This is a genomic window from Mycolicibacterium wolinskyi str. Jessa 2025 (assembly GCF_049241375.1).
Classification (GTDB): Bacteria; Actinomycetota; Actinomycetes; order Mycobacteriales; family Mycobacteriaceae; genus Mycobacterium; species Mycobacterium wolinskyi.
On the sequence record NZ_CP185960.1, the window covers coordinates 3304889 to 3328242 of the forward strand.

Below are 23354 nucleotides of genomic sequence, written 5' to 3' on the forward strand. Positions count from 1 at the left end.
CGGTCCTTTCGGTTTGTCGCTAGTCGAGTACCGCGGCGGCGATATCGACGTCGGTGACCAGTGACGAGACCATGCCCGATCGCAGCACGGCGCGGGTCGCCGCGATCTTCTCCGGACCCGTCGCGATGGCGATGACGGTCGGGATCGCGCGCAGGGTGGCCTCGTCGATGCCCATGCGCCGGTCGTCGAGGCCGGCGAGCCGGTTTCCCTCGGAGTCGAGCAACAGTGCGCAGGTCTCGGCGCACACCCCGGCGGCGTCGAGCTGGCGTACCTCTTCACTCGTCAGTGAGCCGTACACCTGCGATGCGCCTTCGGTCCACGCGCCGAGCGACACGATCGCGCAACTGACCTTCGGATGCTGGTCGAACGTCTCCTGGATCTGCTGGGTGCCGGCCAGGCTCGCGGCGGTTCGGGCGTCCGACACCACGAGCGGGGCGTACATCGGCCAGGACCGTCCGCCGCTGACCTCGCTGATGCGGCGCACGAGGTCGGCGCCGTTGTGGTTGATGGCGCCGGCCATACCGGTCAGTTGCACGACGTCGCACTGCGGCAGCGTCGTCAGATGGTCGGCGATGTGGGCCAGGGTGCGGCCGCAGTCCACGCCCACCACATCGCCGTCGCGCAGGATCGATTGCAGCAGTTCGGCCATCGCTTTGGCCACGGCCGCAACCCGTTCCGCGGTGTTGTCCGATTCGGCCGACCCGGCTTGGTTGTCGGATCCGCAGACGACGGCATAGGCATGTTCGAGTCCATATCGACGTTGCAGCGCGGTGGACAGGTCGACGTCGATCGCGCCGGGGTTGTGGATCTTGATCTCGACCATTCCGGATTCGAGCGCCTCGTCGAGCATCCGCGCCACCTTGAACCGCGAGATCCCGAACTCCTCGGCGATCTGGATTCGGGTGCGTCCTTCGAGGTAGTAGCGCCGCGCGATCACCGCGCGCTGGAACAGCTCGTCCGGGCCCATGCCGCGTCCCCTTCCGTCCACCCCGATGCTGTGTGCACATATGTGCAGTCGCGTTGACATATGAGCATAGAGCATTGCATGATCCACATCACAAACGATCAGATGAGTCGGCGGGGTGACAGATGAGCGACCCCGCGGAGGAGGCAGAACGCGCATGCAGTCCGATGACACCGACCTGGCAACGCTGGCCGGCGTGGTGTTATCCCGGGAATCTGCCGCGGTCGCCGCGCTGACCGGACGCGTCGAATCGGACGTCGTCGCGATCGCTCGACGCATGCTCGCGATCACCGGCAAGGTCGTGACCACGGGCTCGGGCACCTCGGGCATCATGGCCGAGCGGCTCGCTCATCTGCTCTCGGTGTGCGGCACTCCCGCTGTCTACCTGCCCTCGATGGACGCGCTGCACGGCGGTATGGGTGCGATCACCGAAAACGACCTCGTGCTCGCCATTTCCAAGACCGGGCAGTCCGGCGAGCTGACCCGGCTGGCCGAGCGGCTGACCGGCCGAGGTGTCGCGGTGGTTGCGATCACCGAGAGTCCCGAGTCGCCTTTCGCGGGTGCGGCAGGCACGGTCGTCGCCCTGCCGCCGACCGCACCCGACGCCGATCCCGGCGACATGATCGCCATGGCGAGCACGCTTGCGGTCGGCGCCTGGGGCGACGCGCTTGCGGTGGTCGCGATGGCGTTGCGCGGCCACACCATGCGCGATGTCGTCGACAGCCACCCCGCAGGCGGGGTCGGAGCCCGCGGTCACGCGGCCGACGATGCCCCGGTGGTGCGCACATGACGGAATTCGCTGTGCTCGGGGTGGATTCGTCCACGCAGTCGTGCAAGGTCGAGGTCCGGGAGCTCGCCGGCGGCCGCCTGCTGGGATACGGCTCGGCCGGGCATCCGCCGGCTTTCCCGCCCAGCAGCGAACAGCATCCGCTTGAGTGGGTGTCGGCCTTCGTGTCCGCGACCCGCACGGCGTTGGGCCGCTGCGCACGGGTACCCGTCATCAAGGCGATCTCGGTCGCCGCGCAATGTCATGGTCTGGTGCTCCTCGACGAGCACGGAAATCCGTTGCGGCAAGCCAAGCTCTGGAACGACACCACCGGCGCGCCCCAGCTGGCCGCGCTCGTCGACCGCATCGGCGCGCAGCAGTGGATCAACAGCATCGGCTCGATGCCGACGGCGGCGTTCACGATCGCCAAGCTCGCCTGGATCGCCGAACACGAGCCCGGCGTACTCGAACGCAGTGCGTCGATGCTGTTGCCGCACGACTACCTGACGTACTGGCTGACCGGCGCCCGGGTGACCGACCGCTCCGACGCCTCCGGCACCGGCTACTTCAACACCGAAGCCGGACAATGGATCAGCGAATACCTTGAGCTGGCCGGCGGGCCTCGGAACTGGTCGCAGATGTTGCCGACGGTGCTCGGCCCGTGCGAGCCGGCCGGGACGCTGCGGCCGGTGGCCGCCCAGGAGCTCGGGCTGGACCCCGATGTCGACGTGATCGTCGGCCCTGGCGGCGGTGACCAGCATGCCGCCTATCTCGGGCTGGGCCTCAACGACGGCGATCAGTACATCGGGATCGGTACCTCCGGTGTCGTCGCGACGTCTTCCCGCACACCGGTTTTCGATCCGAGCGGAATGGTCGATGGGGTAGCCGACCTCACCGGTGGCTACCTGCCGCTCGTGAGCACGCTCAACGCGGCGCGCGTGAGCGATGTCGCGGCGCGCCTGCTCGGCACCGATCTCGCCGGTCTGGCCGAGCTCGCGCTCACCGCCGGCGACAACCCGGGCCCGGTGTTGGTGCCGTTCCTCGACGGCGAGCGCAAGCCCGATCGCCCGTCGGCACGGGGCGCGTTCGTCGACCTCACCTCCCACACCACGCGCGAGGAACTGGCCCGCGCGTTCGTGGAGGGTCCGCTGCTGTCGTTGATGAGCGCCCGAGACAGCCTGCGCGCCTGCGGTGTCGACGTCAGCGGCGGCGCCGTCGCGGTCGGCGGTGGGGCGCGTTCGACGGCCACGTTGCAGCTGCTGGCCGATCTGCTGGGCGACGAGGTGTGCGTGCTCGACGCCGACGAGGCGACCGCGCGCGGCGCCTGCGTGCAGGCCGCCGCGGTCGTGGGGGAGTCGGACATCGCCGGATTGACCGATCTGGCCAAGCGTTGGCAGCCGCAAATTCGCACGCGTATCGGACCGCGCCGCACGGGACGGGATTTGTCCGCGGTCCGGGAGCGCTGGGCCGCGGTGGCGTCGTCGCCGCTGCTGGATTCCGGGCGGCAACCGTGATCGCGTCATGGCACACCCGGTATCCCGGGCTGCTGACCGGATCGGTCTATGCGGCACCGCCATCGGAACGCACTGCGTTCGCGCGCGCACTCGCCGACGCCGGCATGGCGGTGCACGTCGACGTCATGGACCCCGGCGCTGGTCTGCCGGTCGGCGTGAGTCTCACTGAATTCGAGGGTATTTCGAGCAGCTTGGGTCCGTCGCGATGCGATGTGCATCTGATCGGATCGGCCGAATTCGCCGATGAGATGTTGCCCGCACTGCTCGCCATGCGCCCCGGCCGCGTGTTTTTGCCATGGGCGGCGTTCACCGAGCAGCGTGCGGCCGCCATCCGGGATGCGGGCAGCGCGGCCTGGATCGCGGTCTGGGAGGAATGGTCGGGCTGGGGCGACGGGCTGCCGCCGCCGTGGCCGGCAAGCCCCGACGGTGCGCTCGTGATGTTGATCGAGCCAGGGACCAAGGACCGGTGCCGCACCGAGCGACTGGATGTCGCCGCGGCGTGTGCGGTGTGGTTGCCGGTGATCGTCGATGGAGGAGTCACCGAAGAGATTGCGCCGCTGTGCGTCACGGCAGGCGTCGAGGCCATGGTGGTCGGACGGGCGCTGCTCGCCGAAACCCCTGGGATAGAGAAAGGGATATGACATGAACGCCGTCGCAGCCGGTTCTCCCGGCACCATGCGCGCCAGCGTGATGACCGGTGTGGGAACGCTCGTCGTCGAGGACCGTCCGGTGCCGACACCGGGACCGCGCGAGGTGCTGGTCGAGGTCGCCGCGGTCGGGGTGTGCGGATCCGATGTGCACTACTACCGCCACGGTCGCATCGGCGATTTCGTGGTCGAGGACCCGATGATCCTCGGGCACGAACTGTCCGGGCGCATCGCCGCTGTCGGCGACGGCGTCGACCCCGGCCGCGTGGGCCAGCGCGTCGCGGTCGAACCGCAGCATCCGTGCCGTCGCTGCAAGCAGTGCACGGCGGGGCGCTACAACCTGTGCCCCGAGATGAAGTTCTACGCCACGCCGCCCGTCGACGGCGCGTTCTGCCGCTACGTCACGATCGACGACGACATGGCCCACCCCGTACCGGATTCCATGTCCGACGACGCCGCTGCGCTGCTCGAGCCGCTGTCGGTGGCGATCGCCACGATGCGCAAAGCCGGCATCGTCCCGGGCTCGTCCATCCTGATCGCAGGCGCCGGCCCGATCGGCGTGATCTGCGCACAGGCCGCGCGGGCGTTCGGCGCGTCGCGCATCGTGGTGTCCGATCTGGTGGCATCGCGCCGCGAACGCGTCCTGCAGTTCGGCGCGACCGAGGTGCTCGACCCCACGGTCGACGACGTCGCCGCACTCGATCCGAAAGTGGACGCATTCGTCGACGCGAGCGGTGCCGCACCGGCCGTGGTCAGCGGTATCAAAGCCGTCGGACCGGCGGGCAAGGTGGTGCTCGTCGGTATGGGTGCCGACGACGTATCGCTGCCCGTCGGCTACATCCAGAACTGGGAGATCACCGTCACCGGGGTGTTCCGGTACACCGATACCTGGCCTGCCGCAATCCATCTCGTCTCGTCCGGCGCCGTCGACCTCGACGCGCTCGTCACCGGGCGCTATGACCTCGACCATGTCGCCGAGGCGCTCGACAGCGACACCGACCCCGCCAGCCTCAAGTCGATTGTGAATCCGTCATGACAGATATCTCCAATGCTCCACGCGTGCGGAGTTCGCCCTTCGATCTCACCGGCCGCACCGCCCTCGTCACCGGCGGCAACCAGGGCCTCGGACTTGCGTTCGCCTTCGGCCTCGCCGAGGCGGGCGCGCAGGTCGCCATCGCGGGCCGCAGCGCCGAGCGCAATGAGAAGGTCGTCAGTGAAGCTGCAGCAGCCGGCTTCGCCTTCCACGCCATCACCGCCGACATCACGCGCGCGGCCGACGTCGAGAACATGACTGCCGACGCGATCTCGGCGCTCGGGCATCTCGACATCCTCGTCAACAACGCGGGCACGTGCTATCACGGCGAATCCTGGTCGGTCACCGAGCAGCAGTGGGACGACGTGTTCGATCTCAATGTGAAGGCACTGTGGGCGTGTTCGTTGGCCGTGGGCGCTCACATGCGGGAACGCGGCAGCGGATCGATCATCAACATCGGGTCGATGTCGGGCATGATCGTCAACCGCCCGCAGATGCAGCCGGCCTACAACGCGTCCAAGGCCGCGGTGCACCACCTCACCAAATCGCTTGCCGCCGAATGGGGTCCGCTGGGAATCCGGGTCAACGCGCTGGCACCGGGCTACTGCAAAACCGAGATGGCACCGGTCGACAAGCCCGAGTTCAAGCGGCACTGGATCGATGACACCCCGATGCTGCGGTATGCGATGCCCGAGGAGATCGCGCCCAGCGTGGTCTTCCTCGCCAGCGACGCGGCCTCGTTCATCACCGGTTCGGTGCTGGTCGCCGATGGCGGGTACACCGCATGGTAGCGACCGGCATCGACACAAGTCGCGACAACAGAAGAGTCGTCGTCAACTCGCTCGACGACGTCGACATCGAGACGGTCGAACAAGCCGAACCCGGCGCAGGGGAGGCGCGGGTTCGCACCACGGTGGTCGGTATCTGCGGATCCGATCTGCACGCCGCCTGCGGCCGCCATCCGTTCATCGAACTGCCGTACCGGCCAGGGCATGAGGCGGTCGGCGTTGTCGAGGCCGTCGGCCCCGGCGTGGACGAATCCTGGATAGGCGCCCGCGTCACGATCGAGCCGAATCTGGCCTGCGGCCACTGCACCCAGTGCCTGGCCGGCCGCTACAACATCTGCCGTGAATTGCTGGTGTTCGGCTGCCAGACACCTGGAGCCCTTGCGGATTCGTTTGTCATCGGCGCGGACCGTCTGGTCGCGCTGAACGACGACCTCGACGATCGTCACGCGATCCTGATCGAGCCGTTGGCCACGCCCGTCCACACCGTCCGGCGCGCCGCCGAGGTTGTCGGCGATCTCCGGGACCGGCCCGTCGTCGTGATCGGCGCCGGCCCCATCGGCCTGTTCACGCTGCTGGCGGCGCGGCACGCGGGCGCCCGCGTCGTGGTCGCCGACCTCCTCGAATCCAAACGTGCCAGGGCGCAGCGCCTCGGCGCGATCGGCACATTCGATCCGGCGGCGCCCGATGCCGTCGACACGGCGCTGGAGCTACTCGGTGGACCGGCCGCGGTGGTGATCGACTGCGTGTCCCGCGAGAGTTCGGTCGCCCAGGCGGTCGAATTGGTCGACAAGGGCGGCGCGGTCATGATCGTCGGGGTGGCGGAGGGTGCGACCCCGGTGCCGCTCGGGCTGATCCAGGACCGCGAGCTGGCGCTGATCGGCAACCTGATGTACGTCCGGGAGGACTTCACGGCTGCCGTCGAGCTCCTGTCCTCGGGTGCGGTGCCGGTCGACGAGATCATCAGCGCCGAGTTCGATTTCGAAGATTCCGCCAAGGCGTTCACCGCGTCCGCCGATGCGGAGAACGTGAAAGTTCTCGTCACCGTGGGGAGTTCGGCATGACAGCCCTGCTCGAGTGCACCGACATTCAGAAGAGTTTCGGCGGTGTCCCGGTCCTCAAAGGCATCACGCTGCAGCTCGAACCGGGCACCGTGACCGCGCTGGCCGGCGAGAACGGGGCAGGCAAGTCGACGCTGATGAAGATCGTCTCCGGTCAGTACAGCGCCGACCACGGCACGGTTTCGGTGCAGGGCAACCACCTCTCGACCGGCAACACGCGAGACGCCGTCAAACACGGTGTGGCCATCGTCCCGCAGGAGCTCGCCTCCATCGAGGACATGACCGTCTACGAAAACCTCTTCGTCGGACGCGAACTCAAACGCGGGCCGTTCCTCAACCGGCGGGCGATGATCGCCGAGGCCAAGGAAACCCTCGCGGTGTTCGACGTGGGCATCTCGCCGACCGCGCGGATGGGCAGCCTGCCGGTCGGTCTGCGCCAGATCGTCGAGATCGTCAAGGCCGCGCGCACCGGCGCGAAGGTGGTGATGCTCGACGAGCCCACGTCGGCGATCTCCGAGCGCGAGGTCGAAGGCCTCTACAAGATTGTGCGCCAGCTGCGGGACCGCGGCGTGGCGATGGTGTACACGACCCACAAGATGGCCGAGATCCGCGCGATCGCCGACCGCGTGGTGGTACTGCGCGACGGCGGGCTGATCCTCGACAAGCCGATCGACGGCGTGTCCGACGACGACATCGTCACCGCGATGATCGGCCGCGAACTCGACACGCTTTTCCCCGAACGTCCGAAACCCGGCACCGACACCGTGCTCGAGGTGCGCGACCTTCAGGTCGAAGGCGCTTCTGGCCCAGTGTCCTTCACCGTCAAGGCCGGTGAGATCGTCGGGCTGGCCGGCCTGGTCGGCGCCGGACGCACCGAACTGCTTGAGGCGATCTTCGGGGCACGCCACAGCTCGGCGGGCGACGTCATCGTGCGGGGCCGCGCGATCAAGCGAAACCAGCCGGCCGCGGCCATCACCGCCGGTATGGCGATGGTGCCCGAGGATCGCAAGCTGTCGGGGGCCGTGCTGTCGATGAGCGTGCTCGACAACGGCACGCTGCCGCGACTGTCGTCGTTCAGCGTGGCCGGGTGGTTGCGCGGCAAGGCCCGTACCCAGGCGGTGTCGGACGTGATGTCCTCGGTGCGGCTGCGCAGCCGGGGCCTCGGACAGGAAGTCGGGACGCTGTCCGGCGGCAATCAACAGAAAGTGGTGTTGGCCCGCTGGCTGACCGGGGACGTCAACGTCCTGCTGCTCGACGAGCCCACCCGCGGCGTCGACGTCGGCGCGCGCAGCGAGATCTACCGCATCATCACCGAATTCGCCGCACAAGGCATGGCGGTGGTGATGGCGTCCTCGGACATGCCGGAGGTGGTGGGGCTGTCGCACCGCGCGTTCGTCATGCGGGGCGGGCTGCTCGTCGGTGAGCTCGACCGCGACGCCCTCGACCATCCCGAGGTTCAGGAGTCGGTGTTCCGCTTGGCCACCGCCCTCGATGCCAAAGAAGAACAGACAAGCCAGGAGATCGGATCGTGACCACACAACTCAAACCCGAAGACGCGGTGCCGGATTCGTCCGGAGCCACGGTCGTCTCGGCAACCACCGGCGAACCGGTCCGCCTGTTCTCCAAGGACTGGTTCGCCGGCATCGCGGTGCGTTACGCGATGGTTTTCGTGATGCTGCTCGTCATCGCGTACTTCAGTTACCGCAGTGCACGATTCGCCACACCCGACAACCTGGTCACCATCCTGGTCGCGGCGGCCCCGTTCGCGCTGATCGCGCTCGGCCAGACCCTGGTCATTCTCACCGGCGGCATCGACCTGTCGGTCGGCAGCGTGATCGCGGTGTCGGCGATGGCAGGCGCGGCGACCGCCAAGGCCAACCCCGGCCAGGTCTGGCTCACGGTTGTGGTCGCGATGCTCGTCGGGCTCGCCGTCGGCTGCATCAACGGTTTCCTGGTGTCGCGCATCAACGTTCCACCTTTCATCGCGACCTTGGGCACATTGACCGCGGGTTCGGGTATGGCGTACGTGATCGGCGGCGGTGCACCCATCAACGGGCTGCCCGCCGAATTCGGCGCGATCGCCAACACCAAGATCCTCGGGCTGCAGATTCCGGTGCTGCTGATGATCGTCGGCATCGTCGCGCTCGCCATCATCATGAAACGCACCACCTACGGCATGCGCGTCTATGCCGTCGGCGGCAATCGCAACGCCGCCGAGATCGCCGGGATCAACGCCAAGAACGTGTTGTTCAGCGTGTACGCGTTCTCGGGCCTGCTGGCCGGCCTGTCCGGTGTCATGCTCGCATCGCGCGTCATCTCCGGACCGCCCAACCTCGGACAGGGCTACGAGCTCGACGCGATCGCGGCGGTCGTGATCGGCGGCGCGAGCCTCATGGGCGGGCGCGGCACGATCTGGGGAACCGCGTTGGGCCTGCTGATGATCCAGACACTCAACAACGGCCTGGACATTCTCGTCGTCCCGGCCTACTGGCAGGACGTCATCAAGGGCGTGCTGATCGTCGCGGCCGTCGCCGTCGACGTGTGGTCGTCCCGGCGCCGAACTTGACGGCGCAGCATCCGGCATCACGCATCCGACACCACTGGAAACAAAGGAAAGAAGGCACATGAAACTGGGAACGAAGATGTTCGCGGTTGCCTCGGCCACCGTGCTGGGCTTCGGGATGACAGCGTGTGGCGCGGGCGACCCCCAGGCCAACAGTGACACCACCCGCATCGGCGTGTCGGTGTACGACATGAGCTCGTTCATCACCGCGGGCAAAGAAGGCATGGAGGCCTACGCCAAGGACAACAACATCGAACTGGTCTGGAACTCGGCCAATCTCGATGTGTCCACCCAGGCGAACCAGGTCGACTCGATGATCAACCAGGGTGTCGACGCCATCATCGTCGTTCCGGTGCAGGCGGATTCGCTCGGGCCGCAGGTGGCATCGGCCAAGGCCAAGGGCATTCCGTTGGTTCCGGTCAACGCCGCGCTCAACAGCCCCGATGTGGCGGGCAACGTGCAGCCCGACGATGTCGCGGCAGGTGCGCAGGAGATGCAGATGATGGCCGACCGTCTCGGCGGCAAGGGCAACATCGTCATCCTGCAGGGCCCGCTCGGACAGTCCGGTGAACTCGACCGCAGCAAGGGTATCGAGCAGACGCTCGCGAAGTACCCCGACATCAAGGTGCTGGCCAAGGACACCGCGAACTGGAAGCGCGACGAGGCCGTCAACAAGATGAAGAACTGGATCTCGGGTTTCGGACCGCAGATCGACGGCGTGGTCGCGCAGAACGACGACATGGGCCTCGGCGCTTTGCAGGCCCTCAAGGAATCCGGCCGCACCGGGGTCCCGATCGTCGGCATCGACGGCATCGAGGACGGCCTGAACGCCGTCAAGAGCGGTGAATTCATCGGCACCTCACTGCAGAACGGCACCGTCGAGCTGTCCGCGGGTCTGGCCGTCGCCAACGCGCTCGCCAAGGGCGAAGAGGTCAACACCGAACCGGTCTACATCATGCCCGCCATCACCAAGGACAACGTCGACGTCGCGATCCAGCACGTGGTGACCGAACGGCAGAAGTTCCTCGACGGGCTTTCGGAGCTCACCGCCCAGAATCTCAAGACCGGCGACATCGCCTACGAGGGCATCCCGGGCCAGAAGCAGCCGTAACCACTGATTTCCACTGGCGATATGAGAGCGAGAACCAGACAGATGAGATTCACGACCAAGGTCGCCGCGATTGCCTCGGCCGGGGTGCTCGGCCTCGGAATGACGGCATGCGGTGCAGGTGACCCCGAGGCCAACAGCGACTCCACCCGTATCGGCGTCACGGTGTATGACATGAGCTCGTTCATCACCGAAGGCAAAGAAGGCATGGATGCCTACGCCAAGGCCAAGAACATCGAGCTCGTGTGGAACTCGGCCAACAACGATGTGTCCACCCAGGCCAGCCAGGTCGATTCGTTGATCAACCAGGGTGTCGATGCCATCATCGTCGTTCCGGTGCAAGCGGATTCGCTCGGGCCGCAGGTCGCATCGGCCAAGGCCAAGAACATTCCGCTGCTCGCGGTGAACGCCGCACTGGAGACACCCGATCTGGCGGGCAACGTCCAGCCCGACGATGTCGCGGCGGGTGCGCAGGAGATGCAGATGATGGCCGATCGCCTCGGCGGCAAGGGCAACATCGTCATCCTGCAGGGCCCGCTCGGCGGATCGGGAGAGATCAACCGCGGCAAGGGTATCGACCAGGTCCTCGCGAAGTACCCCGACATCAAGGTGCTGGCCAAGGACACCGCGAACTGGAAGCGCGACGAGGCCGTCAACAAGATGAAGAACTGGATCTCGTCGTTCGGCAACCAGATCGACGGCGTCGTGTCGCAGAACGACGACATGGGGCTGGGCGCACTGCAGGCGCTCAAGGAGGCCGGCCGCACCGGCGTGCCGATCGTCGGGATCGACGGCATCGAGGACGGCCTGAACGCCGTCAAGAGCGGTGAATTCATCGGCACCTCACTGCAGAACGGCACCGTCGAGCTGTCCGCCGGCCTTGCCGTGGCCGACGCGCTGGTCAAGGGCGAGCAGGTCAAGACCGACCCGGTCTACGTCATGCCGGCCATCACCAAGGACAACGTCGACGTCGCGATCCAGCACGTGGTGACCGAACGGCAGAAGTTCCTCGACGGTCTGGTCGAGCTCACCGAGCAGAACCTCAAGACCGGCGACATCGCCTACGAGGGCATTCCGGGGCAGACTCAGCCCTGACCCGCCGCATACGACTGTGGGCCTCGTGCACGCTTTTTCGAAGATTTGCGTGCACGGGGCCCACGCTCGTCGCGGGCACCCTACCGCGCGGCCAGCTCCCGCTGCGCGAGGGTCAGCACCTCATCGGTCGTCGGTGGGCTCGGCGGGTGGAACGACAGACACCACGGCGTCTGGATTTTGTGAAATGCGTTGCCCTCCAATGCCAGATAGAACTGGCCGGAGCGCAGCCGGCTGATGTCGGGCACCAGGCCGCCCTTCACCCGGGCCATCTCTCTGGCCACCGCGATCTGGGCGGGGGAGTTCAGCAGCCCGTAGAACTGGGTGGCCGAATTACCCGGAATGTGGTTGTGCAGACCCCGCGGAGCCTGTGTCGCGAACACCAGACCGAGCCCGTACTTGCGGGCCTGCGATGACAACGCCAGCGTGCTGTGGGTACAGGCAGTCATGTGGGTCGACGGCGCGAAGTTCTGCGCCTCGTCCATCACGAGGAGCCCGCCGAGCGGTCGATCGCCCGCCGGGTTGCGTTTGACCCATGCGAACAACGCCATCTGCAACTGGTTGACGAAGCCTTCGCGTTGTTGCTCGTTGGTCAGGCCGACCATGCTGATCACCGACACCCGCGCGCGATAACCCGGTGACGGGCTCAGCAGGACACCCGGATCGGCCGCGGTGCCGGCGCCGCCGAACAACGGGTCGTTGACCGTTGCGGCACGCAGGTTCTGGCCGAGTTCGGCGGCCAGCTTATGCGCACCGCCCAGTGCGCTGACGCCGTCGGGCAGGTTGCTCAGCAGATCGATGAAACCACTCAACGTCACCGAACGCCCGGCGCCGTAGAACCGCAATGCCTCCCGCAGAACGGCTCGGGACCGGTTGGCCTTGGCGGTGTTTCCGACGATGAGTGCACGTGGTTCCAGCGCAGCGACCGCGGATTCGACGGCGTCGGAGAACTCGTCGGCGTCGTCGAGCACACTGGCGAAATCGGGCAGCGGCTGGAACGCCAACGGCCGCCCCGTCGCCCGGCGCGGCGTCCACACCACCACCTCGGTGTTGGACAGGTACTCGTCGCTCCGTGCGTCGTCGGCAGGATTCCAGCCGGGTGGCGGCTCGGGCCACCGGCTGCCCAACCGCGACAGATCGTTGTTCGGGTCGAGCACGATCGACGAAACACCGCGCAGCGCACACTCTTCCACGAGCCGCCGGATCAGCACGGTCTTGCCTGAGCCAGATCCGGCGAAGATCGCGGTGTGCTTGCGCAGCGCGGCCAGGTCGACCGAGACCGGTTGCCCGGTGGTCGCGTCGACGCCAAGGGTGACCGCGGTCGGCGAGTGGTCGACCACGAGCGGGGCCGGTTCCTCGTCATGGACCGGCACGTCGACGATTTCGGGCACCGGAGGCGGCTCGTCGCCCGCGACGTCGCCGAGCGCGGCGCGAAGCAGCGCGATCCCGTGGCCGGGCCTGCGCTTTCGCAACCACTCGGGCAGATCGGGGTGGTTGTCGGCGATCAGGTCGCGCAGCGCCGTCATCGTGCGCAGATCGTCGTCGCTCATCGGAAGGACGCGCCCGCCCGCCGACTCGAACTCGGCGATCATCGCGGCCGTCTTGGCGCCCTTGGGCCATGGGTTGTTGCGTAACAGGAACAGCCTGCGTCGGTCCGGGTTGGAACCCGTTGCCTCCCAAGCCTTCCGGATGCGGTTCTGGACCGCGACGGCGTTGCCCGACGACACCGCACGAAACGCCCAGTGCCGCTCGTCGTCGGTGGCGGCATCGAGGCTCTGCCGGAGCCGGGCGTGCAGCACGACGCGTTGGCCGGGCGGCGGATCGGGGCGGAATGCCTGTTCGGCTTCACCGAGTTCGGTGATCCAGGCCTCAAGCGCGGCCGACAACAGGCCGGGCATCGTGGTGTCCTCACCGTCGGGATCCAGCGCCGCGGCAGGCACCGCGCGCCGGCGATACTCGGCGAACCGGCGGTCGAGTTCGCCGGTGTCGCCGCGCGGCGTGTCACCCGCGTTCGGTTCGTGCGGCTCGGCGACCTCACCGGTCAGCCGCGCGAGCTCCTCGATGGTGTCGCGTTCGAGGCAGCGACGCACGTGCGCGTCGGCCCGCTTGAGCAGCTGCCGCGGCGTGTACTGCGTCGCCTCGTCGAACGCCGACGGCAGGATCGGCCAGCTCGGGTACGGCGCGGTGAAACCCACGGCGCTGTAGCTGGCGGTGAATCGGCGCTCCAGGATCGCGCGGCCGACGTCCGGGGTCGGCAAACCCTGCAACAGCCCGGTGGCCCGGAACCGGTCCTGCACGGTGGCGGTCGCCCGGTCCTGGATCGCCTCCCAGGCGGCGGGCAGGCAGGCCACCACCGGCACGGTGCGGCGCATCGTCTGCCGCACCGACATCAGCCCGTGCGCGACGTGCTCCAGGTCGCGGTTGTCGGACTCGGACTGGTCTCCGGCGTTGTCGGTGCGTTCGGGCGATTGCGCCAACAGCGTGTCGATCTGGTCGAGCGCCAGTACGGCAGGTCCCGCCAATGCGATCAGCCGCGAGATGTCGCGTACCGATTCCTGCGGCGTGAGACTCGGTGCGGGCAGACCCCACACGTCGCGTTCGCCGCGGCCGAAGTCGTCGTTGGCAGTGAGGAACGCCTCGCCGATGTCCTGCAGGTCGAGATCGGTTGCCGCGAGCAGCACCATCGCGCGCAACGTGTGGTGGGCCCGCTTGACGGTCTGGCGACGCGCCTTGTGCAGTGCGTTGACGAAATCGGTGAGGACGTCGGGTGTCAGCTCGTCGTCGCCGATGATCGCCCTGCGGTTGGCCCGGGAGATGTGGGCGATCGACGACAGCTCCCACAGCAGATCCTTGAGCTGGGTTTCGCGCTCCGAGCCGGGCCTGCCGAGGCTCTCCAGGATCCCGGCGCGTGCCGACTGCCAGAAGCTGGCCGCGTCGAGAAGTTCGACCAGGAAGAAGAATCCGCCGGCGGTTTGCACCTGTTCGCGTACCTGGCCGAGCAGATGGGTCTTGCCCGAGCCGGCGGGCCCGCGCACCACGACGCCGAGCGGGCTGGAATCGGCGTCGCGCGCGGCATCGCCGAATGCGGCCATGACGTCGGCCATCGGCCGGTCGTGCAGTCCGCCGACGTGCAGGGCGCCCTGTGAATGCCACAGATCGTCGGCGGTCGGCGCCCACGTGAGGCGCAGCGCGCTGAGTGCTTCGCGTTCTTGTAGTTCCATCAGGACTCGATCGCCATCAGATGTTTGTTCTGGTCGCCGATCTGTACGGCGGCGGCCCGGTCGGCGGCGGTCAGCACCTTCTGGTTCTCCTCGGGGATGAGACTGACGCCCGGCTGCTGGTACAGATTCACCAGCGCCGCGTCCACCTCGGCGCGGGCCAGTCCGGGCACTGCTTCACGCAGGCTGACAAGGCTTACCCAGCCACCGGGCCGGGCGGCCAGCCGGGTGTAGGCGGTCCGTAACTGCTCTTCGGCCTGAGCGGGCGGCAGGAACACGTCAGCCGGGGCGAGGTCGGCTCGGTCGAAGTAGCGGCCGAGAGAATTCAGCACGGTGTAGAGCGCCCTGCCCTGGCCCGAGGAGCGGGCCGGGGCGCCTGCGCCGAGCAATTCGCGGCACAGTGCCCAGCCGGAGTCGGTCAGCTCGTGCACGAGGGGCCTGCCGGTCGTCGTTTCGATCAAGCGCAGCTCGTTGAGCCGAACCCGACCCGGCTTGTCGAGCTTGGGGCCCAGGCGTTCCAGTTCCGGGTTGGGCACGGGTCGCGACTCGGCCATCAACACCAGGAGTACCGCCTGTTCGGTGCCGGTCAGCTCGTCGGGGGCAACGTTCACTGCAGACTCACCTTCCTGACTGTCGGCTCATTCTGGCGCGGCTTCGCTCTGCGCGCCGCGCCACGGCGCCTCCTGCACGTTACAGCCGACCGCTACGGTGACGACAATATTGTTGAACCGCACTCGCATTCGCAGTGCGTGCGTTTTGCCTGCACAGCTACCCGGCGTCGAGTGGTTGGCCGGTGTCGGCGAGACGTTCGGGGTCGACGGCGACACGCGACCGGATCAGGGCTTTGACGTCGTCGAGCACATCCCACACATTGACGTTCATGCCGGCGAGCACCCGATTGTCGGCGTCGAGCCAGAACGCGACGAATTCGCGGCCCGCGACATCGCCGCGGAACACGACACGCTCGTAGCTGGGGGCGTGGCCGACGTACTCCATGCCGAGGTCGTACTGGTCGGTGAAGAAATACGGCAGGTCGTCGTATTCGGCCGTTCTGCCGATCATTCCGGCGGCGGCCACGGCGGGCTGCTTGAGCGCGTTCGCCCAGTGCTCGGTGCGGATACGCACACCGAACAGCGGGTGCTGCGCGGCGGCGATGTCACCGACCGCATAGATGTCGGCATCGCTCGTGCGCAACGCGGCGTCGACGAGTACGCCACCGTCGGCGGTCGCGAGGCCGGCGCGTTCGGCCAGGCCGATGTTGGGCGCCGCGCCCACCGCCACCAGCACCGCATCGGCGGGAACGGTGGACCCGTCCCCGAGTCGCAGTCCGGTGGCGGTCCCACCGCTGGTCGTGATCTCCTGCACGGTCTCGTTGAGGCGTAGGTCGACGCCGTGCTCGCGGTGCAGGCGCGCGAACACCTCACCGACCTCGGCGCCGAGCGCACCGAGCAGAGGAAGACGAGCGGTTTCGACGACCGTGACGTTCACGCCCCGCTGACGGGCACTGGCGGCGACCTCCATGCCGATCCAGCCTGCGCCGACGACCGCCAATGAAGAACCTTCCGTCAGTGCGGAATTCAGGGCGGCGGCATCGTCGATGGTGCGCAGATAGTGCACGCCTGCCGCGTCGGCGCCGGGTATGGTCGGGCGTTTCGGCGCCGAGCCCGTGGCGAGCAGCAACTTGTCGTAGCTCACGGTGCTGTCGTCGGGCAGGGTGATGGTGTGGTCGGCGGGGTTGACGGCGGTGACCTCGGTGCCCAGCCGGAGTTCGACATTGTGGTCGCGGTACCACGCAGCCGGATCGACGGTGAAATCCGCCAGCCTCTTCTTGCCGGCCAGATATTCCTTGGACAGCGGCGGCCGCTCGTAGGGCAGCTTGTCCTCCGCGGCGAACAACACGACATGGCCGTCAAAGTCGTTGTCCCGCAGCGCTTCAGCAGCCTTGGCGCCGGCGAGGCCGCCACCGATGATCGCGAATGTGGACGAAGTTGTCATGCCGACTCAGCCTACTCGCGCGCCAGGAACTCCTTGAGCTTTCCGGCGTTCCGCACGGCGTGACCGCCGAGGTCGTTGTTGAAGTACACGACGACGCGACGGCCGTCGGCATCCCACTGCCCGATCTTTTCGGCCCACCATCGCAACTGCTCATCCGGATAGGAGCCGGCATACATCGCGCCCTGTTCGGGTCCGTGCAGGCGGACATACACCAGATCGCTCGTGGCGACCGGTTCACACACCAGGCCGGGCCCGCTCATCACCACGTACGCGGCCCGATGCGCGTGCAACAGCGCGTACACGGCCGGATCGTTCCAGGATCGGTGTCGCAGCTCCATCGCCACCGGGATGCGGTCGGGCATCGCCGTCAGAAACCCGGCGAGCAGATCGTCGTCGCGTTCGATGGCGGGATGGAGTTGCACCAGAAGGGCTTCGCCGCGGTTACCGAGTTCGGTCCAGCAGCGCTCGAACCGCTCGATCCAGGGTTCGGGCGAGCGTAACCGGCGGTAGTGCGTCAAACCGCGGTGCGCTTTGACCGACATCGTGAAACCGTCGGGTAGCCGTTGCCGCCAGCCGGCGAAGGTCGTGTCTTTGGGCCAGCGGTAGAAGCTCGCGTTGAGCTCGACGGTGTCGAAGGCATTGGTATATCGGTCGAGCCGCTTCGCGGTCGGCGTGCCGGGCGGGTAGAGCACGCCGTTCCAGTGGTCGTAGGACCACCCCGAGGTGCCGATCCGGATCATGAGCCTCGCTAAGGGACGTCGGTGTACTGCAGGGTGTAACCGTCGCCGGAGAAGGTGAAACCTTTGCCGGTGAGTTCCCGCACGCACGACACCCCGTGCTCCTCCTGCACATTGCACCGAAAACCCGCCACCGCAAGCACTTTGCCGAACGGCAGAACCGCCGCGGTGTCCAGCGAGAACTGCGTCTGCGGCAGCACCACGAACGCGGCGTCGTGATCGCGGTCCACGACGATCGCGTTGGGCGTGGTGGGCTCGCCGTCGACGATGACGTCGGGTGCTCCGGTGATGCCGATACCGGAGTTCAAGCCGTCCGCCGACTCGCAACCGGCGCGGTCGCGGGGCAGGATCGCGCAGTGCCAGCGTCCGCTCGGGGTGCTGAAGTAATAGGCCGTGCGGCCGTCCACCGGTGCCGCATAGTCGGCGGCGTTCACCAGGTTCGCGGTGCCGAACTGCGGCACCGGCGCCGACGTGGGCGGCGCGGTCTGCTGCGGAGTGTCGCCGGTGTTGACGACCGTGCCGGAGGTACACGCGGCGAGGGTCGCCGTCGCCGCGACGAGGACCGCCGTTCGTATCGCCATGCAAGCTTTCACGGCGCCTGACCCTAGCCAACCGCGGCTGCCGCGATGACGGTAGCGTCCAGAATTTCTGACTGGCGGTGAACGTGGCGGCCAGGTTGCGGTTCTCAGGCCGCCGCCACGCAGATGTCGCCGCCGACCAACAGCAGCGGCCACAACAGCGTGACCTGACCGAAAGCCATAAGGTTGGCTCCCGCCGGTATGCGGGTCAGCAGTTCGGATTCGATCAACTGCACCTGCTCGGGATGGAAGAACGTCCACAGCAGGCCGATCACGATGTAGGAGAGCGCGAGCCACAGCGCTGTCTCGATCATCTGCTCGAGGCTGACTTTCCGGCTCAGGATCCGTCGCATGCTGCCGACGCCGCTCAGATCAGGGGCTTGCCGGTGCGCACCCGGCGGCGCACGTCCGCCAGGAGCAGGAAGCTGCCGCCCTGCCTTATGAAGATCGGCAGGAACCGGTTGCCGAACGCGACCAACAGAAAAAGCCATTCGAACAGCCGTTGACGGCCGCGGCCCCAGCCGAGGCCCAGCGCATCGCGGAAAACCGGGGCCAGAAAGCCCGCGGTGAGGAACTTCAGCAGCGGCCGGAACGGCAGGCCCAGCAGTGGGTTGATCATCTTGAGGTTCACCAGATCGTGCAGGTAGCGCGCGACCACGTCGTCGATGTCGACCTGCTCGCATGCGGTGTTCCAGTAGGCGTCGAACTCGGCGCGCGTGGCGGGCCACTGCTCGGCACTGACCTGCAACGTGGTGCCGAGCGTGGCGGCGGAGGCGTAGAACTGTTCGGCCTGTTCGGCCGTCATCGCGCCGCGCAGCAGCTGGTAGGTGTCCTCCAACCCGACGAACAGGCAGGCCGCCACCCACATCTGCAGGTCGCGGTCAAACGCGTTGTACCGCACCGGACTTGCCGGACCCGACCTCACCTGGCGGTGGGCCACGTCGACGGCGTCGCGGAAGGCTTTCCGGTCTTCAGGGCGGCCGAGGATGGCCACGGCGAGGTACTGGAAGGTCGTGCGGGCCCGTTTCCACGGGTGCTTGAGCAGATTGCCGGAGTCGACCTTGCTCTCGACGACGCCGTACCCGACGCCGGGTCGGGACAGCTGCATGATGACGTTCGCGGCCCCGGCGGCGAAGGCCCAGAAATCCATGGCGTCGGCGACGGTGACGGGGCCGTCATCCCACCGTGCGGTGCGTCTGGTGACCGAGATTCGGTTGGCGTGTGTGGTGTCCCCGACAGACATGCGCGGCTCGTCCCGTCAACTCATGCAGACGTTGGTGAACAGCAGGACCGGCCACGACACGATGGAGCCGAGGAACGACACCACTGCATCGGCCCGGCTCATCCCGTGCAGGTGCTCGGTATGGGTCAGCGACCAGACCATCCCGATGATCAGATAGGGGACCGCCAGGATGATCGCCGTGCCGATCCATTCGGCGATCGTCATCTGGAAGCTCAGAACTTTTCGTACCGCGGTCAGCATGTACCAGTGCCACCCTTCTTGCCAGGCGCCCCTATGTTAATGACGATTCTGCCCGCATGGTGGTAAACGGTCGAACTCAGGCGGTGGCGTGGGCGGGTGGTCGTAACAGTGCGGCACGCAGCTCGTCGTCCAGCGACGCACGGACCAGGGCCGCGGCCAGCCGCGCTGTCTTGCCAGGTGCCAGCCGCTGTAAGGCTGCCGGGTCGCCGGGCAACCCGAGGTCGCGTGCGGCGCCCAGCGCACGGTCGTCGAAGAACGGCCTTACCCACGTCCAGGTGTCCTGTACCTCGCGCAGGAAAATGTCGGCGCCGGTGTCACCGATTCCCTTGAACTCTTTGAGAAGTCGTCTCGCGGCGGCGGTGTCGCGCTCAGCCGCGTCGGCGAGCCGCCGCAGGTCACCACGGTAGTGGTCATCGACCGTCGCGGCGATCTCGGTCAGTCGGGTGGCCGAGCTTTCGTCGTACCGCACGTAATGCGCGCGGCCGAAGGCCCGGATCATGTCGCGCCGCTCGGCGCCGAGAACCGCATGTGGTGTGCGCAGCCCACTGCGGAACAGTTCGCGGCCGGCCTGGGTGGCGATGCCGGCGTCGATCGGTTTGCTCGCCAGCATGCACAGCACGAGCAGTTCGAACAGCGGCATGGGCTTGTCGGCCATCCGGATGCCTGCCTGCTCGGCGTAGGTGTGCCCGGCGGCGCTCAGCAGCCGGCGAGCCAGATCCCGCTGCGTGGTCGACATGTCACTGCGCCTACCCGGCTGTCCTGCGGTGGAAACCTCTTCACTTGGGCGGCAGCGTCTTGGCGAAGCCGACCCCTCGGGTGACCCAGCCCTGTAGTTGCCGCTTGGTCTTCAGGCCGTCGGTGCCCACGCGCAACCAGCCGCGCATTTCCCGGCCGCCCATCACCATCGGCTCGACATGGTCCCGGCGCAGCAGTTGTGCCGATTCCTCGATCGGCACCCGCACCATCAGGCCGCCCTCCCGGGTCGCGGCCACCGACATGTTGCCGTTGACCAGAAACGCGAGCCCGCCGAACATCCGCTTCTCGTCGACGCCGCGTTCGGTGGCGATCAATTCGCGTATGCGGTCGGCGAGTTCGGGGTCGAAGGCCATGTCAGTCGAGGTCCACGCGGATGGTCAGCAGATTGCTGCCCATGGCCCGGACCACCGCGCTGTTGACCGTGGGAAGCTCCTTCAACCGGGCCACCGCGTCGTCGTCCGGCAGCAGGTGGGCGACACCGGTGCGCCACTTGCCGTTGACCCGCACCCGCACAGCGGGATTCGCCTTGATGTTGAGCACATAGTGCGAGCGGTCGCCGTGTTCGGACACCATCCAGAACTGGTTGTCGATCACCCTTCCGCCGACTGCGGTGTGGCGGGGTTGACCGGACTTGCGGCCGATCGTTTCGAGCATGGTGATCGGTAGCTGCCTGCCGACAGGATTGACGATGCGGCCCTGGGTGCCGTGCACGATGCGGCGTTTCAGATCCGTGAGATCGATCATGCCGCCCCAATCTATGCGGTCAGCCGTGGCCGTGCAGCGGCATTCCGGCAGCAGCCATCAGCGCCTCGCCGAGCGCCTCGTTCTGCGTCGGGTGCGCATGCACGAACTTGGCCGCCTCGCCCGGCTTGATCTGCAGGTTGTAGATCAGCTGGGCTTCACCGATCAGTTCGCCGACGCGTTCGCCGACCAGATGAATGCCGACCACCGCGCCGGACGGGGCGAGGACGAGTTTCACCGTGCCCGATGTCTTGAGGATCTGGCTCTTACCGTTGCCCGCGAGGTCGTGGCTCGCCGTCTCGACGTTGTCGCCGAACCGGGTTCGCGCCTGGGCCTCGGTGAGGCCGACGGAGGCGATCTCGGGGCGCGAGTAGGTGACGCGGGGAATACCGGTCTCGTCGATCGGGTCCGGATTGCGTTGCGCGAGTTCTTCGGCCACGAAGATGCCCTGTTGGAAGGCACGGTGCGCGAGTTGGGTGCCCGCCACGATGTCACCGACGGCGTACACGGTGGGCACCGTCGTGCGCAGCCGGTCGTCGGTGACGACGAAGCCGCGTTCGAGCGTGATGCCAGCCTGGTCCAGCCCATCGGTGCGCGGTATGCGTCCGACGGCGACCAGCAGCAGGTCGGCCTCGATCACAGCGCCGTTCTCGAGGGTGACTGTCACGCCCTCGTCCGTCTGGTCGACACCGGTGACGCGGGCGCCGGTCTTGGCGGTGATCTTGCGGCGGCGGAAGGCACGTTCGAGGTGCTTGGAGACGGTCTCGTCCTCGTGCGGGACCAGCCGGGGCTCGGCTTCGACGACGGTGACCGCGGTGCCGAATGATGCCCACAGGCTGGCGAATTCGACGCCGATGACACCACCGCCGAGGATCACCGCACGCTGCGGGATCGACCGCAGCTCGAGCGCCTCGTCGCTGGTGATCACCCGGTCACCGGTCTCGATTCCGGGTAGCGGTTTCGGTGCGGAGCCGGTCGCGAGCACGATGGCGCCGCCGGTGACTGTCTGGCCGGCGACGTCGACGGTGTTCGGTCCGGTGAGATGGCCGTGACCGTTGACCACCGTGACACCCTGCGCGGGCAGCAAGGCCTGCAGCCCCTTGTGTAGGCGCGCGATCACGCTGTCCTTATAGGCGTGCAGCTGTTGCGGGTCGACGCCGTCGAATGTGGCGTGCACCCCGAATTGTGCTGCCGCCCGGGCATTGTCGGCGATCTCGGCGGCGTGCAGCAGGGCCTTGGTGGGGATGCAGCCGCGGTGCAGGCACGTCCCACCGACCTCGCCTTCCTCGATGAGGATCACCGACAGCCCCAGCTGGGCGCTGCGTAGTGCGGTGGCATATCCGCCCGGACCGCCGCCGAGAACGACGACGTCTGCCGACGTGCTAGTCATGAAATCTCCTTCTGGGCTTGGGCGTAGAGCTGGCCGGCGCGGTACGACGACCGGACCAGTGGACCGGACAGCACACCGGCGAATCCGATGTCTCGGGCGATGCCGCCGAGCTCGGCGAACTCGTCCGGTGCGACCCATCGCGCGATCGGATGGTGGCGCGGGCTCGGGCGCAGGTACTGCGTGATGGTCACCAATTGGCAACCCGCCTCGTGGAGGTCGTGCAGCGCTTGTACGGCCTCGTCGGGTGTTTCGCCCAGACCCAGGATGAGATTGGACTTCGTGATGAGTCCGACGTCCCGAGCACTGGTGATCACCTGCAGCGAGCGGGCATAGCTGAATCCGGGGCGAACCCGGCGGAACACCCGTGGCACGGTTTCGAGGTTGTGGGCGAGCACCTGGGGCCGCGAGTCGAATACCTCGGCGAGTTGGTCAGGGCGGCCGGTGAAGTCGGGGATGAGCAGTTCCACCCCGGTGCCCGGACAGCGGCGGTGGATTTCGCGGACCGTCTCGGCATACAGCCACGCGCCGCCGTCCGGCAGGTCATCACGTGCGACGCCGGTGATGGTCGCATACCGCAATCCCATCGTGGCCACCGATTCGGCGACGCGGCGCGGCTCGTCGCGATCGAGCGGCGCGGGCCGTCCCGTGTCGATCTGGCAGAAGTCGCAGCGCCGCGTGCATTGGTCGCCACCGATCAGGAACGTGGCCTCCCTGGCCTCCCAGCATTCGAAGATGTTGGGACAACCGGCTTCCTGGCACACCGTGTGCAGGTTCTCCCGCTCGACGAGCGCGGTGAGGTCGCGGTACTCGGGGCCGGTGCGGACACGGGTCTTGAGCCACGGCGGCTTGCGTTCGATCGGCGTCGCGGCGTTACGGACCTCCAGCCGCAGCATGCGGCGGCCCGGTGGGATGACGGTCATCGG

At 67.5% G+C, this 23354-nt stretch carries 24 protein-coding genes; 10 read left to right on the forward strand and 14 right to left on the reverse strand.

Translation table 11 applies throughout. The features are described from left to right. Positions 1-19: 19 nt before the first annotated feature. Positions 20-967: a sugar-binding transcriptional regulator gene (locus ACOI2T_RS16245; RefSeq protein ID WP_409505368.1), complete on the reverse strand. Its 948-nt coding sequence runs from the start codon at positions 965-967 to the stop codon at positions 20-22. Between the two features lie 154 nt (positions 968-1121). On the opposite strand from ACOI2T_RS16245, the gene ACOI2T_RS16250 reads away from it, so the two are divergent. Genes ACOI2T_RS16250 through xypA form a run of 10 tightly spaced genes read left to right on the forward strand, consistent with a single transcriptional unit; the run spans position 1122 to position 11536 of the window. Next, positions 1122-1754, forward strand: a complete 633-nt coding sequence (locus tag ACOI2T_RS16250) for an SIS domain-containing protein (RefSeq protein WP_409505369.1) — start codon at positions 1122-1124, stop codon at positions 1752-1754. Continuing rightward, positions 1751-3244: an FGGY family carbohydrate kinase gene (locus ACOI2T_RS16255; RefSeq protein ID WP_409505370.1), complete on the forward strand. Its 1494-nt coding sequence runs from the start codon at positions 1751-1753 to the stop codon at positions 3242-3244. Before ACOI2T_RS16250 ends, ACOI2T_RS16255 begins: the two co-directional genes overlap by 4 nt. After that, on the forward strand, positions 3241-3885 hold the full coding sequence (locus tag ACOI2T_RS16260) for a beta/alpha barrel domain-containing protein (protein WP_409505371.1): 645 nt from the start codon (positions 3241-3243) through the stop codon (positions 3883-3885). The genes ACOI2T_RS16255 and ACOI2T_RS16260 overlap by 4 nt, the downstream gene beginning before the upstream one ends. Position 3886: 1 nt before the next feature. Beyond that, complete coding sequence (locus ACOI2T_RS16265) at positions 3887-4927, forward strand: NAD(P)-dependent alcohol dehydrogenase (RefSeq protein WP_409505372.1); 1041 nt, start codon at positions 3887-3889, stop codon at positions 4925-4927. Continuing rightward, positions 4924-5715 (forward strand): SDR family NAD(P)-dependent oxidoreductase, encoded by a 792-nt coding sequence (locus ACOI2T_RS16270; protein WP_085150598.1) that lies wholly within the window; start codon positions 4924-4926, stop codon positions 5713-5715. The genes ACOI2T_RS16265 and ACOI2T_RS16270 overlap by 4 nt, the downstream gene beginning before the upstream one ends. After that, on the forward strand, positions 5709-6773 hold the full coding sequence (locus tag ACOI2T_RS16275; RefSeq protein ID WP_409505373.1) for a zinc-dependent alcohol dehydrogenase: 1065 nt from the start codon (positions 5709-5711) through the stop codon (positions 6771-6773). Before ACOI2T_RS16270 ends, ACOI2T_RS16275 begins: the two co-directional genes overlap by 7 nt. Then, positions 6770-8302 carry a sugar ABC transporter ATP-binding protein gene (locus ACOI2T_RS16280; RefSeq protein ID WP_067851840.1) on the forward strand — a complete coding sequence of 511 codons (1533 nt, stop codon included), beginning with the start codon at positions 6770-6772 and terminating at the stop codon, positions 8300-8302. Before ACOI2T_RS16275 ends, ACOI2T_RS16280 begins: the two co-directional genes overlap by 4 nt. Continuing rightward, positions 8299-9336, forward strand: coding sequence for an ABC transporter permease (locus ACOI2T_RS16285; RefSeq protein WP_409505374.1), 1038 nt, complete (start codon positions 8299-8301; stop codon positions 9334-9336). The genes ACOI2T_RS16280 and ACOI2T_RS16285 overlap by 4 nt, the downstream gene beginning before the upstream one ends. 58 nt (positions 9337-9394) lie before the next feature. Beyond that, a complete protein-coding gene (thpA, locus tag ACOI2T_RS16290) occupies positions 9395-10444 on the forward strand; it encodes a sugar ABC transporter xylitol/D-threitol-binding protein ThpA (protein ID WP_409505375.1) in 1050 nt (349 codons plus the stop codon). Positions 10445-10486: 42 nt separating this feature from the next. Beyond that, on the forward strand, positions 10487-11536 hold the full coding sequence (gene xypA, locus ACOI2T_RS16295; protein ID WP_409505376.1) for a sugar ABC transporter xylitol/L-sorbitol-binding protein XypA: 1050 nt from the start codon (positions 10487-10489) through the stop codon (positions 11534-11536). A gap of 80 nt (positions 11537-11616) precedes the next feature. Here the strand turns inward: xypA and ACOI2T_RS16300 are convergent, their stop codons facing one another. The 13 genes from ACOI2T_RS16300 to lipA all read right to left on the reverse strand — a co-directional run bounded on the left by ACOI2T_RS16300 (position 11617) and on the right by lipA (position 23351). After that, entirely contained in the window at positions 11617-14754 is a 3138-nt protein-coding gene (locus ACOI2T_RS16300) for a helicase HerA domain-containing protein (RefSeq protein ID WP_409505377.1), read from the reverse strand. After that, the gene (locus ACOI2T_RS16305; RefSeq protein WP_409505378.1) at positions 14754-15362 is read right to left on the reverse strand and encodes a hypothetical protein; all 609 of its coding nucleotides are present in this window, start codon (positions 15360-15362) and stop codon (positions 14754-14756) included. Before ACOI2T_RS16305 ends, ACOI2T_RS16300 begins: the two co-directional genes overlap by 1 nt. 157 nt (positions 15363-15519) lie before the next feature. After that, positions 15520-16746, reverse strand: coding sequence for an NAD(P)/FAD-dependent oxidoreductase (locus tag ACOI2T_RS16310; RefSeq protein ID WP_409505379.1), 1227 nt, complete (start codon positions 16744-16746; stop codon positions 15520-15522). A gap of 11 nt (positions 16747-16757) precedes the next feature. Beyond that, positions 16758-17486, reverse strand: coding sequence for a DUF72 domain-containing protein (locus ACOI2T_RS16315; protein WP_409505380.1), 729 nt, complete (start codon positions 17484-17486; stop codon positions 16758-16760). A gap of 8 nt (positions 17487-17494) precedes the next feature. After that, entirely contained in the window at positions 17495-18064 is a 570-nt protein-coding gene (locus tag ACOI2T_RS16320; protein ID WP_409505381.1) for a hypothetical protein, read from the reverse strand. A 104-nt stretch (positions 18065-18168) separates the two neighbouring features. Continuing rightward, complete coding sequence (locus ACOI2T_RS16325) at positions 18169-18375, reverse strand: hypothetical protein (RefSeq protein WP_409505382.1); 207 nt, start codon at positions 18373-18375, stop codon at positions 18169-18171. A gap of 53 nt (positions 18376-18428) precedes the next feature. After that, positions 18429-19304: an oxygenase MpaB family protein gene (locus ACOI2T_RS16330; RefSeq protein ID WP_409505383.1), complete on the reverse strand. Its 876-nt coding sequence runs from the start codon at positions 19302-19304 to the stop codon at positions 18429-18431. Positions 19305-19319: 15 nt separating this feature from the next. Beyond that, a complete protein-coding gene (locus tag ACOI2T_RS16335) occupies positions 19320-19544 on the reverse strand; it encodes a hypothetical protein (protein WP_409505384.1) in 225 nt (74 codons plus the stop codon). 76 nt (positions 19545-19620) lie between these two features. Further along, positions 19621-20280 (reverse strand): endonuclease, encoded by a 660-nt coding sequence (locus ACOI2T_RS16340; RefSeq protein WP_409505385.1) that lies wholly within the window; start codon positions 20278-20280, stop codon positions 19621-19623. Between the two features lie 40 nt (positions 20281-20320). Continuing rightward, positions 20321-20653 carry a TfoX/Sxy family protein gene (locus ACOI2T_RS16345; RefSeq protein ID WP_085150574.1) on the reverse strand — a complete coding sequence of 111 codons (333 nt, stop codon included), beginning with the start codon at positions 20651-20653 and terminating at the stop codon, positions 20321-20323. A gap of 1 nt (position 20654) precedes the next feature. After that, positions 20655-21044 carry a nitroreductase/quinone reductase family protein gene (locus ACOI2T_RS16350; RefSeq protein WP_409505386.1) on the reverse strand — a complete coding sequence of 130 codons (390 nt, stop codon included), beginning with the start codon at positions 21042-21044 and terminating at the stop codon, positions 20655-20657. Between the two features lie 19 nt (positions 21045-21063). Further along, the gene (lpdA, locus tag ACOI2T_RS16355) at positions 21064-22431 is read right to left on the reverse strand and encodes a dihydrolipoyl dehydrogenase (protein WP_409505387.1); all 1368 of its coding nucleotides are present in this window, start codon (positions 22429-22431) and stop codon (positions 21064-21066) included. Further along, on the reverse strand, positions 22428-23351 hold the full coding sequence (lipA, locus tag ACOI2T_RS16360; RefSeq protein ID WP_409505388.1) for a lipoyl synthase: 924 nt from the start codon (positions 23349-23351) through the stop codon (positions 22428-22430). The genes lpdA and lipA overlap by 4 nt, the downstream gene beginning before the upstream one ends. Positions 23352-23354: the final 3 nt, after the last annotated feature.

Excerpts from the sequence above, each read along its gene's own strand:
- ACOI2T_RS16245 (WP_409505368.1), bottom strand. The coding sequence starts at position 967 with ATGGGCCCGGACGAGCTGTTCCAGCGCGCGGTGATCGCGCGGCGCTAC.
- ACOI2T_RS16250 (WP_409505369.1), top strand. The coding sequence starts at position 1,122 with ATGCAGTCCGATGACACCGACCTGGCAACGCTGGCCGGCGTGGTGTTA.
- ACOI2T_RS16255 (WP_409505370.1), top strand. The coding sequence starts at position 1,751 with ATGACGGAATTCGCTGTGCTCGGGGTGGATTCGTCCACGCAGTCGTGC.
- ACOI2T_RS16265 (WP_409505372.1), top strand. The coding sequence starts at position 3,887 with ATGAACGCCGTCGCAGCCGGTTCTCCCGGCACCATGCGCGCCAGCGTG.
- ACOI2T_RS16270 (WP_085150598.1), top strand. The coding sequence starts at position 4,924 with ATGACAGATATCTCCAATGCTCCACGCGTGCGGAGTTCGCCCTTCGAT.
- ACOI2T_RS16275 (WP_409505373.1), top strand. The coding sequence starts at position 5,709 with ATGGTAGCGACCGGCATCGACACAAGTCGCGACAACAGAAGAGTCGTC.
- ACOI2T_RS16280 (WP_067851840.1), top strand. The coding sequence starts at position 6,770 with ATGACAGCCCTGCTCGAGTGCACCGACATTCAGAAGAGTTTCGGCGGT.
- thpA (WP_409505375.1), top strand. The coding sequence starts at position 9,395 with ATGAAACTGGGAACGAAGATGTTCGCGGTTGCCTCGGCCACCGTGCTG.
- xypA (WP_409505376.1), top strand. The coding sequence starts at position 10,487 with ATGAGATTCACGACCAAGGTCGCCGCGATTGCCTCGGCCGGGGTGCTC.
- ACOI2T_RS16300 (WP_409505377.1), bottom strand. The coding sequence starts at position 14,754 with ATGGAACTACAAGAACGCGAAGCACTCAGCGCGCTGCGCCTCACGTGG.
- ACOI2T_RS16310 (WP_409505379.1), bottom strand. The coding sequence starts at position 16,746 with ATGACAACTTCGTCCACATTCGCGATCATCGGTGGCGGCCTCGCCGGC.
- ACOI2T_RS16315 (WP_409505380.1), bottom strand. The coding sequence starts at position 17,486 with ATGATCCGGATCGGCACCTCGGGGTGGTCCTACGACCACTGGAACGGC.
- ACOI2T_RS16320 (WP_409505381.1), bottom strand. The coding sequence starts at position 18,064 with ATGGCGATACGAACGGCGGTCCTCGTCGCGGCGACGGCGACCCTCGCC.
- ACOI2T_RS16325 (WP_409505382.1), bottom strand. The coding sequence starts at position 18,375 with ATGATCGAGACAGCGCTGTGGCTCGCGCTCTCCTACATCGTGATCGGC.
- ACOI2T_RS16330 (WP_409505383.1), bottom strand. The coding sequence starts at position 19,304 with ATGTCTGTCGGGGACACCACACACGCCAACCGAATCTCGGTCACCAGA.
- ACOI2T_RS16335 (WP_409505384.1), bottom strand. The coding sequence starts at position 19,544 with ATGCTGACCGCGGTACGAAAAGTTCTGAGCTTCCAGATGACGATCGCC.
- ACOI2T_RS16340 (WP_409505385.1), bottom strand. The coding sequence starts at position 20,280 with ATGTCGACCACGCAGCGGGATCTGGCTCGCCGGCTGCTGAGCGCCGCC.
- ACOI2T_RS16345 (WP_085150574.1), bottom strand. The coding sequence starts at position 20,653 with ATGGCCTTCGACCCCGAACTCGCCGACCGCATACGCGAATTGATCGCC.
- ACOI2T_RS16350 (WP_409505386.1), bottom strand. The coding sequence starts at position 21,044 with ATGATCGATCTCACGGATCTGAAACGCCGCATCGTGCACGGCACCCAG.
- lpdA (WP_409505387.1), bottom strand. The coding sequence starts at position 22,431 with ATGACTAGCACGTCGGCAGACGTCGTCGTTCTCGGCGGCGGTCCGGGC.
- lipA (WP_409505388.1), bottom strand. The coding sequence starts at position 23,351 with ATGACCGTCATCCCACCGGGCCGCCGCATGCTGCGGCTGGAGGTCCGT.